Below are 19,238 nucleotides of genomic sequence, written 5' to 3' on the forward strand. Positions count from 1 at the left end.
TTCTGACTTTATTTAATCAAGTCTGTTTAAAAAATTCTGTCATTACTGACAGAATTTTTTTGTATGTAATTATTAACAAATATTTTAGTTGTTCAAAATCAAATCGTTGAGTTCTTCTTCAGAAAATTCATATTTACGTTCACAGAATTGGCAAATAATTTCAGCACCGTGATCTTCCTCAATAATTTCATTGATTGTTTGATTCCCGAGGGATTTAATTCCATCTCTGAACCGTCCTTTGGAACAGTCACACTCAAAAGCAAGTGGGGTGTCAGATAATTTTGTGAATTCCATTTGACCGTATATTGCCTTTAACATCGCTTCAAGCGCATTCGTTTCTTCGAGCATTGTAGCAATTGATGGCATGGATTTTATGTTGTTTTCGATTTCCGAAATTTCTTCTTCGGTGGCATCGGGCATGGCCTGCAGCATGAAACCACCAGCAATTTTTACAGTATCGGCATCTTGGTCTAGCAACACATTTAAGCCCACTGAGGCCGGAGTTTGCTCACTTTCAAGAAAATACCAAGCTAAATCCTCTCCTATTTCACCTGTGATCAAGTCGACTTTTCCTGTATAGGGTTGTTTTAAGCCGAGATCTTTAATGACAACAAAAAAACCATTGCCCACAAAAGGAGCCACAATTACTTCACCTGTTGATCCTTTTTTGTAATCAAGTTCTTTATGCGTCACATAACCTTTAACATTTCCTTTGCTATCAGCCACGGCAACGATAGGTCCTAGAGCACCATCACCTAGGACTTTTACAGTGATTTTTTCCTCTCCTTTTTCATTTGCCCCCAAAATTTGAGCAGCAATCAAAGTTCGACCCAAGGCGACAGTTGATGTTGGCCATGTTTGATGGCGTTTTTGTGCCTCACGCACGGTTTCTGTTGAGTCCAAAACAAAAGCACGAAAATGACCGTTTTTTGAAATTGATTTAATGATTTTATCCATGGCTCTATTTTAACACAAAAGCTTGCAAAGTTTACACTTATCGATGCAGAAGCCTTCATTAGTTGAATACCCATCAATTGTTGCTAAATTCATGGCTTTTTTATTAAATCTAATAATTATAAGAGTAAAATCCGAACAATTAAAGGAAAATTATGAAAAACATCGGAAATATGCTTATCATGTCAGAATAACTTTGCTAAAATAGAAGTAACGTGCAAGAGGAGCTCTCGGCTAATTTATACATTTTAATCGGGAATGCCAGCTGTTTGAATAAATAAATTGTTACTCAATTTATGTTGGGCAGAGTGTGCAAAATATTTTAAGAAAGGAACGCATTAATCTAGAAAAATGATACAGTTCACTCAACTGTGTGCCTACTCAATATTTTGGGCCTGAACATTTTTCAATAAATAATGCGTTAGATTGGAATTTCACTCAATGTTGAATTCTAATTTCAAAAGGAGAATATTATGCCATCAGTAGTCGTTGTCGGAACCCAATGGGGAGATGAAGGAAAAGGTAAAATTACAGATTTCCTCAGCTCAAATGCGGAAGTTATCGCTCGATACCAGGGCGGTGATAATGCAGGTCACACCATCGTAATCGAAGGGAAAAAATATAAATTGCATCTTATTCCATCTGGAATCTTTGATGCCTCTAAGATTTCTGTCATTGGAAATGGCGTGGTTGTCAATCCAAAATCATTAATTGAAGAATTGGCTTACCTTGCGGAAAATGGAGTTGATACGAGCGGTTTACGTATTTCCGACCGAGCTCACGTAATTTTGCCTTACCACAAGAAACTCGATTTTCTTCAAGAAGAAGCAAAAGGCGACAAAAAAATTGGGACAACAATAAAAGGAATTGGCCCAGCTTATATGGACAAAGCAGCGCGTGTTGGAATTCGTATCGCTGACTTGCTTGACAAAGAAATCTTTGAAGAACGATTGCGAACAAATCTTGAAGTTAAAAATCGTGAATTTATTAAAATGTATGATTCCGAACCAATTGAATTTGACGATATTTTTGAAGAATACTATGAATACGGTCAACAAATTAAAAAATTTGTTTGCGATACATCGGTCATTCTAAATGATGCACTTGACAATGGAAAACGGGTATTATTCGAGGGCGCTCAAGGTGTCATGCTCGATATAGATCAAGGAACTTATCCATTTGTAACAAGTTCTAACCCTGTTGCTGGTGGTGTGACCATCGGTTCAGGCGTTGGCCCATCAAAAATTAACACGGTTGTTGGGGTATGTAAAGCATATACTTCACGTGTCGGTGATGGTCCATTCCCAACAGAACTCTTTGATGAAACAGGTCAACAAATCCGCGAAGTCGGTCATGAATATGGGACGACAACTGGCCGTCCTCGCCGTGTCGGATGGTTTGACTCTGTTGTTATGCGTCACTCTAAACGTGTGTCAGGACTGACAAACCTCAGCCTTAACTCAATCGATGTGCTGACAGGCCTTGATACGGTTAAAATTTGCGTTGCTTATGAAAAATCTAATGGTGAACAAATTTCACATTACCCAGCTAGTCTTAAAGAATTAGCAGATTGCAAACCAGTGTATGAAGAAATGCCAGGTTGGTCAGAGGATATTACAGGAATGCGTACGCTCGAGGAACTTCCGGAAGCAGCACGTAATTACGTGAGACGAGTTAGTGAACTCGTTGGAGTCCGCATTTCAACCTTCTCCGTTGGTCCTGACCGCGACCAAACTAACGTTTTGGACAGCGTCTGGGGTTAAGAATGCTATCTTTCCTGCAAAGAGGAAGTAGTATTAGAAGACTTTTTATAATTGTAATCACCAAAAAAGGTTTCAAAGCCTTTTTTATTTTGGGAAACATTTCAAGGAACCAGGCTCTGAAATGATTATCGTTGACAAAGCCTAAAAAAGTGATAAAATTGAGAGTAAGACATAAGAAGAGTAAGTTTTGAAGCATCAAAAGGGAATTGCAATCACCGACTGAGAGTTGCAAAGATGTAAAATCACTGAAGTTCACCTTATGTAAAATTTAATAATCGACTTAATTAAGTAATAAAATAGGATGGTACCGCGGTTATTCGCTCCTTTTGGGAGTGGAAAATCGCGTTTTTTTATTTTCATAACAAAAATAAAATGAACAAAATGACCATCTTATTAAATGAAGAAAGGACTATCGCCAAGAGCGGTAGATTGAATTTTTTAAAATAGCAAGCTGTTAAAATAGAAATTTCACAGATTCAAACAGACCCTATTAAGAAATTCAGATTGGAGAAAAGATGTCTTTACAAGAAAGAATTGAAGAATTACGCGAGCGTGCAATCAGTGCTTTGAAGGAAGCCAGTGATGAAAAAGCACTGAACGAATTACGGACTACGATGCTTGGGAAAAAAGGGGAACTCACGGAAATCCTCAAAGGAATGAAGGATTTATCAAATGAAGAGCGTCCCGCTATTGGTGGACTTGCCAACAGTTTTCGTGATGTTTTTGGTCACGCCTTCGAAGAAAAACGTGCAGAGCTTGAAGAATTTGCAATGCGTGCTGCACTCGCTGCCGAAACAATTGACGTGACTTTGCCTGGCACTGAAATTAAAAAAGGAACCCGTCATATTTTGACTCAAACGGAAGAAGAGATTGAAGAAATTTTTCTAGGGATGGGTTATGAAGTTGTTGATGGCTACGAAGTTGAAACAGACCACTATAATTTTGAAAGGATGAACTTGCCAAAAGATCATCCTGCACGTGATATGCAAGATACTTTTTACATTAACAATGAAACATTACTTCGCACACACACAAGCCCAATGCAAGCTCGGACAATGGATGCGCATGACTTCAGCAAAGGCGGACTACGTATGATCGCACCAGGGCGTGTTTATCGTCGTGACACTGATGATGCCACGCACAGTCATCAGTTCCACCAAATCGAAGGTTTAGTTGTCGATAAAAATATTACAATGGCTGACCTCAAAGGTACGCTTGACCTTGTAATGAAAAAAATGTTTGGACAAGACCGTGAATTGCGTTGGCGTCCCAGCTATTTCCCATTCACAGAACCTTCTGTCGAAGTTGATATTTCATGCTTTAAATGTGGGGGAAAAGGCTGTAATGTATGCAAACACACAGGGTGGATTGAAATTCTAGGTGCTGGAATGGTACATCCTAACGTTCTTGAAATGTCAGGACTTGACTCAACTATTTATAGCGGATTTGCCTTTGGTTTAGGACAAGAACGTATTGCAATGCTTCGTTATGGCATCAATGACATTCGCGGATTCTATCAAGGCGATGTACGTTTTTTGGAACAATTTGCTGATTAATACTGGCTCGCGAAAGAAATTAAAGGAAAATAAAAAATGTTAGTAAGTTATAAATGGTTAAAAGAACTTGTTCCAGATCTCACTGCTACAGCGAGTGACTTGGAATATAAAATGTCAACAACAGGTATTGAAGTGGAAGGTGTTACGTCACCTGCAGAGGGCTTGTCAAAATTGGTAGTTGGAGAAGTTTTATCATCTGAAGACATCCCAGAAACACACCTCCATATTACTAAAGTTAATATCGGTGAAGAAGAACCAATTCAAATCGTCTGTGGTGCAAATAACGTACGTGTGGGGATGAAAACAATAACGGCTCTTGTTGGGGCACGCATTGTAGATAATATTAAAATTAAAAAAGGAAAAATCCGCGGTGTTGAATCAATGGGGATGCTTTGTGCCCTTGATGAAATTGGTATAGACGAAAAAATTAATCCAATGAAACATGAAGATGGTATTTTCGAAATGCCATCAGATGCTGAGGTTGGAACTTCAATTTTCCCTTATCTTGATTTAGATGATGAAATTATTGAGTTGTCGATTACGCCAAATCGTGCAGATGCACTGTCTATGCGTGGTACTGCTTATGAAGTAGGAAGTATCTATGGTCTGCCTGTACAATTTCCAACTAAAGATTTGATTGAAAGCGACAAAGCGACGGCTGACAAAATTAAAGTTGTTGTGAGTACTGACAAGGTACCAACTTATAAAATTCGTGTGATTGAAGGGGTTAAAATTGCACCAAGTCCACTTTGGTTACAAACCCGTTTAATGAATGCTGGAGTTCGGCCAATTAACAATGTCGTTGACGTCACTAATTATATCTTGATGTATTATGGTCAACCTTTGCACAGCTTTGATTTTGATAAATTTGGTTCAAATGAAATTCTTGTTCGACAAGCAGAAGATGGTGAAAAATTAACAACTCTAGATGGTGTTGAACGTGAACTTTCAAAAGAAGATATTGCAATCACGTCAAACGGTAAACCGGTTGCTCTTGCTGGTGTAATGGGAGGACTTGATTCCGAAATAACGGACGGAACAACAACTGTTGCTTTAGAATCAGCACTTTTCAACGGAACATTAATTCGTAAAACGTCACAAAAATTCGCTTTACGTTCTGAGGCATCGGCACGATTCGAAAAAGGCATTAACGAGGGGACAGTCACAGAGGCACTCGATTTTGCTGCGGCTATGATTGCTGAACTTGCTGGTGGTAGCGTGCTTAAAGGAGTAGTCGAATCAAATGATTACCAACCTCAACAAGTTGTAGTAAGCATTACCCTATCTCGAATTAATGCCGCTTTGGGTACGGATTTATCTCTGAATACAGTTGAAAAAATCTTTAAACAGCTTGGTTTTGGTGTCAAAATCGATGGGGAAAACTTTATTTGTGAAATCCCATCTCGACGTTGGGACATTTCAATCGAGGCTGATCTTGTCGAAGAGGTCGCTCGTATTTATGGTTATGACAATTTGCCAACTACACTTCCTGCAGGAAATGAAGCTGGCGAACTAACAGCGATGCAAAAATTACGTCGCCAAGTTCGGACAAATGTTGAAGCAAGTGGGCTTTCAGAAGTCATCGGATATTCGCTTGTAACACCCGAAAAAGCACTTGAATTTATCGCAGATAAAAACTTTCCAACCACTTCATTAATGATGCCAATGACAGAGGATCGATCAACGCTTCGTGTAAATATGATTCCAGGATTGCTTGACATCATTAATTACAATCAAAATCGTAAAAATGCAGATGTTGCCATTTATGAAGTCGGAAATGTTTTCTTACCAAGTAATACGGAGGATGGTCGTCCAACAGAGGTTCCAAATTTAGCATTTGCCATATCAGGAAATGTTGTTGACAAATCATATCAAGGGAATGCTGTTCCAGTTGATTTCTTCCATGCTAAAGGAATTGTGGAGCAATTACTCGCTGGAATCAAAAATGTTACCTTTGTTGCGACTGATCAGATTCCAGCCATGCATCCAGGTCGGACAGCGGTCATTCAAGCGGGAGAACGCCACATTGGCTTTGTTGGTCAAATTCATCCAGCCACAGCTAAGAAATATGATATTTCTGAAACTTATGCTGCAGGAATTGATTTACAAGCCCTTCTTGAATTGCAACCAGAACAAACCATATTCACTGACATTCCGAAGGTTCAAGCTGTGACTCGTGACGTTGCGATGTTACTCGACTCAAATGTTACAAATGCTGAAATTGTTGAAGTAATTGAACAGAGCAGAGTCAAGACCCTAAGCAAGGTAGAACTTTTTGACATCTATCAAGGGGTAAATCTTCCATTTGGTAAAAAGTCTATGGCGTACACATTGACATTCCAAACCCTTGAAAATACGATGACCGATGATGAAATAAATACAGCAATGAACAAAGTAACGAAGAATTTAGTTGAAAAACTTAATGCAGAAATCCGTTAATCGTAATAAAAATAAAAAAGACTACTCAAAATGTAGTTTTTTTTACAGCAAAAAATTGCAATAATATTACATACATATGAACAATTATCACAAAAAGTCACAAAATAAATATTTTTGATATAATATTAACATTAATGAAACTTCATGGGAAAAGTTCTGTGATAGAATAGTGTAATATGAAGATTATACATTCAAAAAAAATTAGGAAAATGGTTCTTTTATTCAGTATGTTTCTAGCTGTTTTTGTTGTTTCGTCAAGACTTGTGAGTGCCGACACAACAACACAAAGTAACGTCAATGAACAGATAAACACCTTCCAATCTCAATTGAATTCAGAACTGACCCAGGTGAATAAACTATACCAAAAGGTCAATGATTCTCAGACTCAAGTTCAAGAGGCGCAGTCTAAAATTGATACTTTAGAATCACAAATTGCACAAGCAGAAAAAGACGAAATAAACCTTACAAACTCAATTGCCAATCAAATGCGCTCGCTCCAATCGAATGGTGGTGTGATGATTTCTGTAATTGACATTATAACGTCATCGAATAATTTGACTGCAATGATTCAACGATTGGCGAATCTTAACATTGTTATGTCAGCAGAATCAGCCCAAGTTCAAGATTTGAAAAATACTCAAAATTCTTTGAAAAAAATGAAGATTCAATTAGAAGAAACAAAGAAAAAATTAGTTCAAAATGAACAATCTTACAAGTCCGAGGTGAGTAATCTTCAAGGAAATATTTCTAATTTGCAATCTAAAATCAGTTCAAATCAGAAACTATTATCGGATATGAAAGCTCAAGCTGCTGCAGAACAAAAAGCACGTGATGCTAAAATCGCTGCGGATGCAGCCGCATCCGCAAAAGCAGCAAAGGAAAAGGCAGCCCAGAGTTCAAGTAGCTCAAGTAGCTCAAGTTCGTCAAACCAGTCGTCAAATTCGAACCAGTCGAACAGCACAGGAAATAGTGGGAATTCAGGAAGTTCAAATAACAACAATGGTCATAATAATGGGGGCAAAACGATGACAGCCTTAGCTACCGCATATTCATGGCAAAATGTTGGTTACATTACTGCAATGGGAATAGATTTAAGAACTAATCCGATGTGTATTGCGGTCGATCCAAGTGTTATTCCACTGGGTTCATTGATTGAAGTTCCAGGCTACGGGATTGCAATAGCTGGGGATACAGGTGGTGCAATCAAAGGAAATCATATCGATGTTCATTTTCCAACAGTAGCTCAAGCGGTGGCTTGGGGAGCAAAAACAGTGCAAATCACAATTTTGAAATAATAGAAAATCTAATAAAAATGAGATTAAGGCTTACAGTTAAGCCTTTTTTTGATATAATTGAGACATGATAAAAAATGGACGTATAGTAAAATCACTGGCTGGTTTTTACGATGTGGAATCAGAAGGAACAGTCTATCAGACGCGTGCACGAGGCAACTTTAGAAAAAAAGGGATGAAACCTCTTGTTGGAGATTTCGTACAATTTTCGACTGAAGAAAATTCTGAGGGCTATGTGCTTGACATCAAGGAGCGAAAAAATCAACTGGTTCGACCTGCCATTGCTAATATTGACCAAGCAGTTATTGTGATGAGTACGGTAAGCCCAAATTTTAGTTTAAATTTACTAGATCGATTCTTAGTCTTTTTAGAAAATAAAAAAATGACACCACTGATTTACATCTCGAAACTTGACCTTATTGATAATTTAGATGAAATGAATCAATTTAAGCTAAATTATGAAAAAATAGGTTATTCAATTTATTTTAATAGTGACGAATTATTAAATGCACTGAACCATAAAGTGACTGTTTTTATGGGACAAACGGGTGTAGGAAAAACGACTCTGCTTAATAAAATTGCCCCAGAAATGAATTTGGAAACTGGTGAAACGTCGGAAAAACTAGGACGCGGGCGTCATACCACTCGTCATGTTGAATTTTTTAATGTTGCTCAAGGCTTGATTGCTGATACGCCAGGATTTTCAAGTCTCGATTATGAAGTTGATAATGCACCTGATTTAAATAATGCTTTTCCAGAAATTGCGCTGATTAGTCATGATTGCAAATTTAGAGAGTGTACTCATACGCATGAGCCAGAGTGTGCAGTAAAACGAGCATTAGAAAAAAAAGAAATTTTGCAAAGTCGTTATGACAACTATTTGCAGCTTTTATCTGAAATAAATAATACGAGGGAAACTTATGCAAAAAGAAGAAAAAAGCAAGTTTAAGGACAATTTGGTTCTAAAGGAATTGAGTTTAGTTGGACTGGTTGCACTTTGGGGATTACTCATTTTCTTCAAAGAACAATTGTCCTTCACCTGGCAGGTCATCTGTTTTATTGTTCTAGTTGTTTTTACAATTTATGGCATTATCATAGCTAACCGAGCTTTTTTTGGTGTTGAAAAAAAGAAATAATTGACATGAATTCTAAAGGAATTCTGAATTCTTAAAATGTATTAAATTAGTATGGAGAAAAAATGGAATATAAAATTGCACCCTCAATCTTGTCCGCCGATTTTGGTCACTTTGCGCGTGATATTCAAACTTTAGAAGCGGCTGGAGCAGAATGGGCACACATTGATATTATGGATGGTCATTTTGTTGATAATTTGACTTTTGGCGCTGGAGTTGTTGCGGCCTTGCGTCCTCATTCAAATTTATTTTTTGATTGCCATTTGATGGTGGAGCATCCTGAAAAGTATATCGAGCCCTTAGCAAAGGCTGGTGCTGACAGCATGTCTATTCACGCGGAAGCAACCCCACATTTACACGGGACTTTGCAACAAATTAAAAATGCTGGGATGAAAGCCAGTGTTGTTATCAATCCAGGAACACCCGTCGAATTTATTAAACCGGTATTATCAATGGTTGATATGGTTCTTGTAATGAGTGTAAACCCTGGCTTTGGGGGACAAAAATTTATTCCAGAAACAATGGAAAAAGTTGCTGAATTAAGTGAAATCCGTTCAGAACGACAATTAAATTTTGATATCGAAGTAGATGGTGGCATTTCAGATCTTACAATTGAAACTGCTAAAAAAGCGGGTGCAAATGTGTTTGTAGCTGGTAGTTTTGTCTTTAATGGTGATGTTACAGAAAATATCTATAAATTAAAAGAAAAACTGAAATAAGCCTCAATTTTTCAGTTTTCATTTAGAGGTAAAATGTGGAAATAATAATTATTGTGTTGCTAATTTTAATTCTTTTATTAGGATTAGCAAATTTTTTCAAAAAAACTGGGGCTCAGGGGACAGCAAATCAAATTAATCATTTACAACAAAATTTGTCCGAGCTCAGGCAAGATATGAATCAGCAACTCGGGTTAAATCGCCAAGAGATGTCTGATAATTTACGTTCTGTCAGTAATGATGTCAATCAAAATCTATCTTTTCTGACTGAAAATATTAATGAGAAATTTGATCATCAATTCAAAGATTTACAAGAGTCAAATGAGAAAAAATTGGCACAAATTTCAACTGGTCTGACAGAGACAACAAGGCATTTAACAGATAATTTGTCAGCCCTGACTGAGTCAATTACATTAAAATTCGATAATAAATTTAAAGATTTACAAGAATCAAATGATAAAAAGCTCACGCAAATCCAAGAAACGGTTGATGAAAAACTCCAAGAAACACTAAATCGACGAATTTCACAAAGCTTTGAACAAGTGACTTTGCATCTTAAAAATGTCGAAGAAGGACTTGGCGAAATGCGGAACTTGGCATCTGATGTTGACAGCCTTCAAAAAGTCATGACGGGGGTTAAAACACGGGGGATTGTGGGCGAAATTCAATTAGGACGAATTTTAGATCAAATCTTCACTTCAAGTCAATATCGGGAACAGGTGAACATTCAAGGCAATAACGCTGTTGATTATGCCGTTGTTATGCCTGGCAAGACAAGCGATGGAGAGGTCTTACTCCCCATTGACTCCAAGTTTCCAATGGAGGATTACCAACGCTTACAAACTGCCCTCGAAGGAACTGACATTAAAGAAATTGAAGTGCGGAGAAAAGCCTTGTTTAGTGCCATCAAAGCACAAGCTAAATCTATTTCTGAGAAATATATTCTTCCGCCAAAAACAACCGATTTTGCTGTAATGTTTTTACCAACGGAAGGACTTTTCATGGAAGTTGTCAACAATCCTGAGCTTTATGAACAAATTTCTCGTGAATACAAAGTCAATGTTACAGGGCCAACAACCATGACAGCTGTTCTTAATAGCTTGCAAATGGGCTTCAAGACATTGCAAATTGAACAGAAATCTTCAGAAGTTTATGAATTACTCGGAGCTGTTAAAACTGAGTTTGGTAAATTTGAAAAATCACTTAAAAAAGTTCATGAACGACTGCAACAATCTGAAAAAGAAATTAATACGTTGATTACTACACGAACAAGTGTGATGAGTCGCCAATTAAGAACAATTGACTCAATTGATGAACAAGCAAGCAAGAGCCTTCTGGGGTTTAGTGAAGAAGACGAGAATGATTAATCGGGCAAAATGCCCTGGAGGTATAGAATGACGCTGATTCAAAATCTACAACTCAATCAAACTTTTGAGGGGTATTATCTGATTAAGTCCGTTGAACTTCGACAGACTCGTGCAGGTAAAGAATATTTAGCTTTAAGTTTTCAAGATCGTTCAGGAACAATCAATGGAAATGTTTGGGACGCCAATCCAAAAGCAGTCGAACAATTTCGTGCTGGACGTGTGGTTTATATGAAGGCACTCAAGGAGCTCTACAATGGGATGCCTCAGGTCAATAAAATTCAAATGCGGATTGCCAACGACAACGAGCCTCATAATCCAAAAGATTTTAAGGAAAAGGCACCTGTTGAGGAAAAAGAATTGCGTGAATACGTTCAGTCTATCGTCTTTCGTATCGAAAATCCGACATGGAATCGTGTGGTTCGAGCAATATTGAAAAAATTTGACCAAGAATTTTATGTCTTTCCAGCTGCTAAAACAAATCATCACGCTTTTGAAGGTGGATTAGCTTACCACACTACGACCATGCTCAAACTTGCTGAACAAATTTGTGAGGTTTACCCTCAACTTAATCCAAGTTTAATGTTTGCAGGATGTTTACTCCATGATATGGCGAAATGTTTGGAATTCACGGGCTATGAAAATACAAATTATACCTTGCGTGGTAATCTCGTGGGCCATATTGTTTTAATTGATGAAGAAGTTGTTAAAGTTTCCACTGAGCTTGGATTTGATGATGATAATGAAGACCTATTGCTACTACGTCATTGCCTCCTCAGCCATCATGGGGAACTCGAATATGGCAGTCCGGTCCGTCCACAAATTATGGAAGCAGAAATGATTCATCAGATAGACATGATGGATGCAACAATGATGATGATGTCCTCTGCGATAGCCACGCTTGAACCAGGAGAATTCAGTCCTCGCATCTGGCCACTTGGTAATCGTAATTTTTATAAACCACGGCTTTAATATTAAAAAACTTATTCGACATTGGATAAGTTTTTTAATTTAGCTCAGAGGAATATCTCTTGAAAAATGTTATAATATGAGTGAATAAAGTAACAAAGGAGAAGCACGTGAAAGCTATATTGGAGAATTCAGAATTATCAGTTACAGTTGACAGCTTTGGTGCAGAAATGCATTCAATTTTGAAGGATGGGGCGGAATATTTATGGCAAGCCGACAAGAAATATTGGGGCCGCCATGCGCCCGTTCTGTTTCCTATTGTTGGAAAACTGAAAAATGGGGAGTATCATTACAATGACACGACTTATAAAATGGGGGGGCATGGTTTTGCACGAGACAATGAGTTTAAACTTATCAGCGCTGATAATAAAAAATTAGTATTTGAATTGCGTGAAAATGAGGACACCCTTTCACAATATCCATTTCATTTTGAATTCCGAGTAATTTACCAACTAAATGATAATAAGATTAAAGTTCGTTATGAGGTCAAAAATGAGGATGAAAAATTTATGAGTTTTGGTGTAGGTGCGCACCCCGCTTTTAATGTTCCAATTCATAATGGTTCATTTGAAGACTACAAGCTAACAATTTCACCTGCTGAAAAACGAACCTTCATCCCACTTGATCCACCATCAGGAACGATAAAAATTGACAAAAAAATGGACAAAGTCGTTGATGAGTTGCCACTAACACGTGAATTATTTGACCAAGACGCACTTGTCTTTACTTCATCAAAAGAAACGAAAGTAAGTTTGACAAATCAATTGGATTCACATTCAGTGTCAGTTTCTTGGAAAAATATGCCTTATTTTGGTCTGTGGAGTCCATATCCAGCAGATGCTCCTTTTGTTTGTATTGAACCTTGGTGTGGTATTGCAGACGATGTCAATACTGACGGAGATATTACAACAAAATTTGGAATTAATGAGCTTGCACCTGAAGGTGAATTTTCTTGTGAATATGAAATTGAAATAAATTAATTTTATTAATAAAAATATCTAATAAAAATCTGTCAGAATTGACAGGTTTTTATTAGCAATCCTCCCAACTCTTAGAAATTGGTAATAAATGACTAAAATTATCGTAAATGCTGTCAGTTTTCTACTCACTATTCTTCTTGCTTTCTTTCTTAAAAAGGTCGGAGTTTTAAAGCAAACGGATGGAGAACGCGTTTCCAAAATTGTGATTTTCTCAACTCTCCCCGCAACAATAATTATTGCTTTAAATGGCTTCAAAATAACATCGATGGTCTGGATTCTCATGTCCTTGGGATTATTATTTAATGTATTTCTAATTTTTATGGGGTACTTGCTAGGAAGAAAAAGAAATGCAATTGAACGAGGCTTGTATATGTTTAATATCGGAGGATATAACTTAGGAAACTTTGCCATTCCATTTGTAGCGAGTTTTTTTGCACAGGCCATTCCATTTATTGCTATGTTTGACATGGGAAATTCGTTTATGGTTGCTGGCACAACCCAAGCAATCGTTGAAACGAGTTCAAAGCAGCAAAAAAATGGCTTTGATTTACGTGATCCTCTGCGGATTTTACTTAAAAGCCCTCCTTTTGTTGTATATGTTTGCATGGTTATATTGGCTTTGATTCATGTGAAAGTTCCTGACTTTATTATTGAACCATTGTCGTTCATTGCTAAAGGAAATTCATTTCTATCTCTTTTCATGATTGGTCTATTCATGCAAGTGTCGTTCAAAAAAAGCGGTCTTGCCACGATTGGCCGTGTCCTTTTCTTCCGATACACATTTGCATTTTTACTTGCACTGACCGTCTATTTTCTCTTTCCGTTTTCACATCTCGTGAAAATGGTCCTCATCCTCATCCTATTCACGCCAATCTCTTTCCTTACCACGATTCAAGCGACACAATTTGGTGTTGATGAAGGGCAAGCTGGCTTTGTCTCAAGCCTTTCAATGATTATTTCACTGATCCTAATGAGTTTAATCGTTATTTTGTTATAAAAAAAGTGAAAGCGTTTGAAATATTTAAAAGTCTCTTAACCTTTAATGTCAAATTTGATATAATAAAGGAATGATAGATATTTTTCAAATAACAATAATATTGGTAGCATCTTTAATTGCAACGCTTCTCTCACGCCGGTTAAAAATCCCTGCTGTAATTGGGCAAATGCTCGTTGGAATCTTACTTGCGCCTTCACTGTTGGGTTGGGTCCAAGGAGGACATACGATTGAAGTAATGTCTGAGATAGGGGTTATTCTGCTTATGTTCCTTGCAGGGTTGGAAAGTGATTTAAGCGTATTAAAGAAAAACTTTAAACCCTCAATGCTCGTCGCAATTCTTGGCGTCATCGTCCCTTTAATATGCTTTGGTGTAGCGGCCTTCTGGCTTGGTAAAGATTTAAGTACGTCATTCTTTTATGGCACTGTTTTTGCGGCGACATCAGTGTCAATAACTGTTGAAGTATTACAAGAATATGGCAAATTATCGACACGTGCTGGAAATATTATTCTTGGTGCGGCTGTTGTTGATGATATACTTGCTGTCCTCATTCTCTCTGTTTTCACAAGCTTTAAAAATAGCTCTTCAAACCTTCCCCTCCAAATTGGCTTACAAATTATTTTCTTCGCCTTCTTGGTGTTGGTTCACAAAATGATTCCCAAGATATGGAAAATTGTGGAAAAATTCCCCATTTATGCAAAGAATACAACGGTTGCGTTGATTATTTGCTTGGGTCTGAGTCTACTAGCTGATTTTGTTGGAATGTCTGCTGTAATCGGAAGCTTCTTTGCTGGGATTGCAATTAGCCAAACAGAAGTTTCAGAAAAAATTGAAGAGTATACCTCTGCGATTGGTTATGTGTTCTTTATCCCAATTTTCTTCGTTTCTATTGCGATTGAAGTAAATTTTGATAGTTTAATTCATCACCCATGGCTTGTGTTATTCTTCACTGTTTTAGCGATTTTGACAAAACTTATTCCAGCCTACTTTGCAGGCAAAATGTCGAATCTTTCAACAGACGAAAGCCTATTAATTGGTACAGGGATGATTTCTCGAGGCGAAATGGCTTTGATTGTGGCTCAAATTGGGTTGGCAAGTGCGGTTATTTCTGATGAAGTGTATTCTGAACTCGTTATTGTCATTATACTGGCTACGGTAATTGCTCCCTTCTTAATTAAATGGGCAATTCGAAGAAGTAATTAAGTCAATAAACCAAAAAACCAAAAAACCTTATCCGCTGATAAGGTTTTTTATATGTCGAATAGTTTGCTCGCATGTTCGTGGCTAGTATCCATAATCTTTACTTCACGGTGTGTATCAACATCATGTTGTTGTAAATAGCCATCCATTGTCATATGAGCTAATTCTTTGATATTATTGTGGAGGCTCAAGTGTCCTAAGAAAATACGTTTCGTTTTATTTCCTAAGACGTGGAAAGCGGCCTTAGCACCATCCTCATTTGATAAATGCCCTCGGTCACTCAAAATACGCTGTTTTGTAACCCAAGGATAGGGGCCATTTCGAAGCATTTCAACTTCATGATTACTTTCCATTAAATATCCATCGGCGTTTTCGATAATTCCTTGCATACGGTCACTGACATAACCAGTGTCAGTCAACAAAACAAAAGATTTATTGTCCTTCATGAAACGATAAAATTGTGGGGCAACCGCATCATGGCTGACACCAAAGCTTTCTATATCAATATCTCCGAAAGTTATCGTTTTCCCCATCTCAAAAATATGCTTCTGATCTTCAGAAATTTTTCCAACCATATTTTTACTGTCAATTTCTTGCCAAGTCTGCTCGTTTGCATAGACATCCAGACCATACTTCCGAGCTAAAACCCCCATCCCTTTGATGTGATCGCTATGTTCGTGCGTAATCAAAAGGGCATCAACATCATTGATGTCACGCCCAATTTCACTCATCAAGCCTTCAATTTTTTTTCCTGATAAGCCAGCATCAACGATAATCTTTTTCTTTGGCGTTTCTAAATAAAAAGAATTACCTGTTGAGCCCGATGCTAAGATAGAATACTTAAAACCACTATTTTCATTCATTAATTATTTACTCAAATTCAATTTCTGCAGTGTCATCCCAGTCTTGATTGCTATCCAATAAATCTTCTGAATAAGGCAATGTGAGTGTGAATGTTGTCCCTTTACCGATACCTTCAGAAGCGGCAACGATTGTCCCACCGTGAAGCTCGATGATGTTTTTTACAATGGAGAGACCTAAACCAGTCCCCCCTGTTTGACTATTTCTGGCCTGATCAACTCGATAAAATCGACTGAAAATTTTTGGTAAGTCACTTTTTGGAATTCCAATACCTTGGTCAGAAATCTCTACTATTAGTTTACGATTTTGCGTGCTCAGTGTCAAATGAATTTCACCACCTTGAGGTGAATATTTCAATGCATTACCGACAATATTATCAATAACTTGAGTAATTTTGTCCGTATCAATCTCTATCCAAATGGGTTTTTCAGGAAAATCTGTTGTAATTTGAAAGTTGCCAGAAAACGAGTTGAGGGGATTTGATTTTGCAAGTCGAGCCAAACGATTTGTTTGGAAAGTTAAAAAATCAACAAAATTAATCAATTCTTTATTGAGAACAAGACGTTCTTGATCAATGCGTGAAAGGGTTAATAAATCCGAAATCATTCTAATCATCCGATTTGTTTCATTGAGACTGACCCCGATAAATGATCTTGCCACTTCTGGATCTTCGAGCGCTCCATCTTCAAGAGCCTCTAAATATGCTTTCACAGATGTAAGAGGTGTTCGTAATTCATGTGAGACATTGGATACAAATTGTTTTTGTTCACGTTCATTTTTCTCTTGAGCGGTAGTATCATGTAAAACAGCGATTATACCTGAAATAAAGCCAGATTCACGTCGAAAGAGGACAAATTTAGTTCGTAACGAAATAGCCTCTCCAATACTGTTGACCGAGTCTATCACAAGTTCGGGTTCTTTTTCAAGCAAATCATAAAAAGTGAATTTATCTTTGATATTGAGCGAATCTGTTAAGCTTTTTCCGAGGAGTTCTTCAGCAGTCATATTAAGCTGATTCTGGGCTGCATGATTCGCTAAAATAATATTTCCTTGCCGGTCAGTCGCAATAATTCCGTCAACCATATAAGTCAAAACGGAATCAAGCTGATTTCTTTGATTTTCCAAATTACTTTGTGAATGGAAAAAATTATCGCCTAATATTTGAACTTTGTCATAGAGATTAATGAGTTCACTATTTCCCTTTGGACGCTCCGTCTTCGAGAAGTCACCTTCAATTAAAGAATCCAATTGACCAGATACCTTGTCAATCATCTGTGAAGGGCGCAGAAGGACGATAAATACAACGATTAACGTTGTCACATAATAACTGAAGAAGTTCCAGAAATTGGCCGTATAGAAATCCCAATCTTTTATAAATAAAGCGACAAAAAGAAGTAGATGTGCAACTACTCCCTTGAAAAGTAATGAATGAACGACCTTATTCATGAGGACTACTCATGTAGTAACCAACACCGCGTCGAGTTGAAACGTATTGTGGACGACTAGGAGTGTCTTCAACTTTTTCGCGTAAACGGCGAACAGTAACGTCAACAGTGCGGACATCACCAAAATAATCATATCCCCAAACTGTTTCAAGGAGATTTTCACGTGTAATTACTTCACCAATGTGTTGCGCAAGATAATACAAGAGTTCAAATTCACGGTGTGTCAAATCCAGTTGTTTATCATATTTGTAGGCAGCATAATGCGTTGGATTAATTCGTAAATTTCCAATAGTCAATTCTTTTTTGCCAGAATCGTTTGATTCCACTGATGAAGTGTTGACGCGACGAAGATTTGCTTTAATTCGAGCTAAGAGTTCGCGATTTGAGAATGGCTTTGTGACATAATCGTCAGCACCAAGTTCGAGACCGATGACTTTATCAAATTCGCTATCTTTTGCAGAAACCATAATAATTGGTACATCAGATGTTTTTCTGATTTCGCGCGCAACATCAAGGCCGTCAATTTTAGGCAACATTAAATCAAGTAAAATAAGGTCTGGTGTTTCATCTTTAAAGGCCTCAAGTGCAGCTTCTCCGTCAAAGGCAGTAACTACTTCGAATCCCTCTTTAGTGAGGTTGAATTTTACAATATCTGAGATGGGTTTTTCATCGTCAACAACAAGAATCTTTTTCATTTTGATTCCTTTCAATGTATAATTTGAATTATCATTAATTATACTCTTTTGTTCAGCAATTATCAATTCATACTGTAATATTTTAGAATATTTACGATACATTCGAAACAAAGCCAGAATTAATCAATAAATTATGTTAATTAGGTAAAAATCGTAGGTAAAATGCAACTCAAGAAATGCTTTGTATGAATGTGCTAATTAACAGCTTTTTTGGTATAATAGTAGACATGAACGGAATTTTTATTTCCCTAGAGGGACCAGATGGAGCGGGCAAATCAACTGTTTTGCAAGCTATTTTACCAGACCTACAAAATAAGTACGGCGAAATTGTCGCAACACGAGAACCTGGTGGGGTTCGAGTGGCAGAAGAAATCCGGCACGTAATTCTTAATCCAAAGAATACGGAAATCGACGCAAAATCAGAGCTGCTCTTATTTGCCGCTGCTCGTCGGGTACACTTACAGTCGAAAGTAGAACCTGCATTAGCAGAAGGAAAAATGGTCATTGCTGACCGATATATTGATTCATCGGTTGCCTATCAAGGATTTGGACGAGGTTTAGGCCTAGAGGTTGTGGAGTGGTTGAATGATTTTGCGACGGACGGTTTGAAACCTGATTTAACCTTGTACTTTGACATAGATACGGAAGTTGCCTTAGAACGGATTAAGAAAAATCGTTCAGAAGATATTGATCGATTGGATATGGAACGGGCAGAAATGCACCGCAAAGTACGTGCAGGTTATTTAGAAATTGTCAAATCAGAACCAGAGCGCTTTGTTACAATTGATGCCAGTCAACCTTTAGAAAAAGTTATTGCTGACAGTTTAAAAGTAATAATTGAGCGCTTCTGAATAAGATCTTATAGCCCACACACCG

The 19,238-nt window shown here is 37.4% G+C and carries 17 protein-coding genes; 13 read left to right on the top strand and 4 right to left on the bottom strand.

Annotated features, from left to right (window positions below; all coding sequences use genetic code 11):
• Positions 1–84 precede the first annotated feature (84 nt).
• A complete protein-coding gene (gene hslO / locus RT41_RS03755; protein ID WP_096817564.1) occupies positions 85–957 on the bottom strand; it encodes an Hsp33 family molecular chaperone HslO in 873 nt (290 codons plus the stop codon).
• 470 nt (positions 958–1,427) lie between these two features.
• Between hslO and RT41_RS03760 the strand changes: the two genes are divergently transcribed.
• The 12 genes from RT41_RS03760 (at position 1,428) to RT41_RS03815 (ending at position 15,364) form a co-directional block, all read left to right on the top strand.
• Complete coding sequence (locus RT41_RS03760; RefSeq protein WP_096817566.1) at positions 1,428–2,717, top strand: adenylosuccinate synthase; 1,290 nt, start codon at positions 1,428–1,430, stop codon at positions 2,715–2,717.
• A gap of 515 nt (positions 2,718–3,232) precedes the next feature.
• Positions 3,233–4,273: a phenylalanine--tRNA ligase subunit alpha gene (pheS, locus tag RT41_RS03765; protein WP_054639103.1), complete on the top strand. Its 1,041-nt coding sequence runs from the start codon at positions 3,233–3,235 to the stop codon at positions 4,271–4,273.
• Positions 4,274–4,309: 36 nt separating this feature from the next.
• Positions 4,310–6,712, top strand: coding sequence for a phenylalanine--tRNA ligase subunit beta (pheT, locus tag RT41_RS03770; RefSeq protein ID WP_096817568.1), 2,403 nt, complete (start codon positions 4,310–4,312; stop codon positions 6,710–6,712).
• Between the two features lie 176 nt (positions 6,713–6,888).
• A complete protein-coding gene (locus tag RT41_RS03775; protein WP_096817570.1) occupies positions 6,889–8,007 on the top strand; it encodes a 3D domain-containing protein in 1,119 nt (372 codons plus the stop codon).
• 64 nt (positions 8,008–8,071) lie between these two features.
• Complete coding sequence (gene rsgA, locus RT41_RS03780; protein WP_096817572.1) at positions 8,072–8,953, top strand: ribosome small subunit-dependent GTPase A; 882 nt, start codon at positions 8,072–8,074, stop codon at positions 8,951–8,953.
• Entirely contained in the window at positions 8,925–9,140 is a 216-nt protein-coding gene (locus RT41_RS03785; RefSeq protein ID WP_054639102.1) for a hypothetical protein, read from the top strand. The genes rsgA and RT41_RS03785 overlap by 29 nt, the downstream gene beginning before the upstream one ends.
• A gap of 62 nt (positions 9,141–9,202) precedes the next feature.
• Positions 9,203–9,856 carry a ribulose-phosphate 3-epimerase gene (gene rpe / locus RT41_RS03790; protein WP_096817574.1) on the top strand — a complete coding sequence of 218 codons (654 nt, stop codon included), beginning with the start codon at positions 9,203–9,205 and terminating at the stop codon, positions 9,854–9,856.
• A gap of 35 nt (positions 9,857–9,891) precedes the next feature.
• Positions 9,892–11,220 (top strand): DNA recombination protein RmuC, encoded by a 1,329-nt coding sequence (locus tag RT41_RS03795; protein ID WP_096817577.1) that lies wholly within the window; start codon positions 9,892–9,894, stop codon positions 11,218–11,220.
• Positions 11,221–11,247: 27 nt separating this feature from the next.
• Entirely contained in the window at positions 11,248–12,189 is a 942-nt protein-coding gene (locus RT41_RS03800; protein ID WP_096817579.1) for a 3'-5' exoribonuclease YhaM family protein, read from the top strand.
• Positions 12,190–12,296: 107 nt separating this feature from the next.
• Complete coding sequence (locus RT41_RS03805) at positions 12,297–13,166, top strand: aldose 1-epimerase family protein (RefSeq protein WP_054639101.1); 870 nt, start codon at positions 12,297–12,299, stop codon at positions 13,164–13,166.
• Between the two features lie 88 nt (positions 13,167–13,254).
• A complete protein-coding gene (locus RT41_RS03810) occupies positions 13,255–14,163 on the top strand; it encodes an AEC family transporter (RefSeq protein ID WP_054639100.1) in 909 nt (302 codons plus the stop codon).
• Positions 14,164–14,233: 70 nt separating this feature from the next.
• On the top strand, positions 14,234–15,364 hold the full coding sequence (locus RT41_RS03815) for a cation:proton antiporter (RefSeq protein WP_096817580.1): 1,131 nt from the start codon (positions 14,234–14,236) through the stop codon (positions 15,362–15,364).
• A 47-nt stretch (positions 15,365–15,411) separates the two neighbouring features.
• On the opposite strand, the gene RT41_RS03820 is transcribed toward RT41_RS03815, so the two are convergent.
• Genes RT41_RS03820 through yycF form a run of 3 tightly spaced genes read right to left on the bottom strand, consistent with a single transcriptional unit; the run spans position 15,412 to position 18,362 of the window.
• Positions 15,412–16,224: an MBL fold metallo-hydrolase gene (locus RT41_RS03820; protein WP_096817582.1), complete on the bottom strand. Its 813-nt coding sequence runs from the start codon at positions 16,222–16,224 to the stop codon at positions 15,412–15,414.
• 7 nt (positions 16,225–16,231) lie between these two features.
• Positions 16,232–17,668, bottom strand: coding sequence for an ATP-binding protein (locus tag RT41_RS03825; protein ID WP_096817584.1), 1,437 nt, complete (start codon positions 17,666–17,668; stop codon positions 16,232–16,234).
• Positions 17,661–18,362 carry a response regulator YycF gene (gene yycF / locus RT41_RS03830; protein WP_054639099.1) on the bottom strand — a complete coding sequence of 234 codons (702 nt, stop codon included), beginning with the start codon at positions 18,360–18,362 and terminating at the stop codon, positions 17,661–17,663. Before yycF ends, RT41_RS03825 begins: the two co-directional genes overlap by 8 nt.
• Positions 18,363–18,589: 227 nt before the next feature.
• Between yycF and tmk the strand changes: the two genes are divergently transcribed.
• The gene (gene tmk / locus RT41_RS03835) at positions 18,590–19,213 is read left to right on the top strand and encodes a dTMP kinase (protein WP_054639098.1); all 624 of its coding nucleotides are present in this window, start codon (positions 18,590–18,592) and stop codon (positions 19,211–19,213) included.
• Positions 19,214–19,238 lie beyond the last annotated feature (25 nt).

Origin of the sequence: Lactococcus fujiensis JCM 16395 (assembly GCF_002441655.1) — a bacterium.
GTDB lineage: Bacteria > Bacillota > Bacilli > Lactobacillales > Streptococcaceae > Lactococcus > Lactococcus fujiensis.

Coding starts and splice junctions, on each gene's coding strand:
- RT41_RS03820 (WP_096817582.1), bottom strand. CDS start 16,224: ATGAATGAAAATAGTGGTTTTAAGTATTCTATCTTAGCATCGGGCTCA.
- rsgA (WP_096817572.1), top strand. CDS start 8,072: ATGATAAAAAATGGACGTATAGTAAAATCACTGGCTGGTTTTTACGAT.
- hslO (WP_096817564.1), bottom strand. CDS start 957: ATGGATAAAATCATTAAATCAATTTCAAAAAACGGTCATTTTCGTGCT.
- pheS (WP_054639103.1), top strand. CDS start 3,233: ATGTCTTTACAAGAAAGAATTGAAGAATTACGCGAGCGTGCAATCAGT.
- RT41_RS03760 (WP_096817566.1), top strand. CDS start 1,428: ATGCCATCAGTAGTCGTTGTCGGAACCCAATGGGGAGATGAAGGAAAA.
- yycF (WP_054639099.1), bottom strand. CDS start 18,362: ATGAAAAAGATTCTTGTTGTTGACGATGAAAAACCCATCTCAGATATT.
- tmk (WP_054639098.1), top strand. CDS start 18,590: ATGAACGGAATTTTTATTTCCCTAGAGGGACCAGATGGAGCGGGCAAA.
- pheT (WP_096817568.1), top strand. CDS start 4,310: ATGTTAGTAAGTTATAAATGGTTAAAAGAACTTGTTCCAGATCTCACT.
- rpe (WP_096817574.1), top strand. CDS start 9,203: ATGGAATATAAAATTGCACCCTCAATCTTGTCCGCCGATTTTGGTCAC.
- RT41_RS03825 (WP_096817584.1), bottom strand. CDS start 17,668: ATGAATAAGGTCGTTCATTCATTACTTTTCAAGGGAGTAGTTGCACAT.
- RT41_RS03785 (WP_054639102.1), top strand. CDS start 8,925: ATGCAAAAAGAAGAAAAAAGCAAGTTTAAGGACAATTTGGTTCTAAAG.
- RT41_RS03800 (WP_096817579.1), top strand. CDS start 11,248: ATGACGCTGATTCAAAATCTACAACTCAATCAAACTTTTGAGGGGTAT.
- RT41_RS03815 (WP_096817580.1), top strand. CDS start 14,234: ATGATAGATATTTTTCAAATAACAATAATATTGGTAGCATCTTTAATT.
- RT41_RS03775 (WP_096817570.1), top strand. CDS start 6,889: ATGAAGATTATACATTCAAAAAAAATTAGGAAAATGGTTCTTTTATTC.
- RT41_RS03810 (WP_054639100.1), top strand. CDS start 13,255: ATGACTAAAATTATCGTAAATGCTGTCAGTTTTCTACTCACTATTCTT.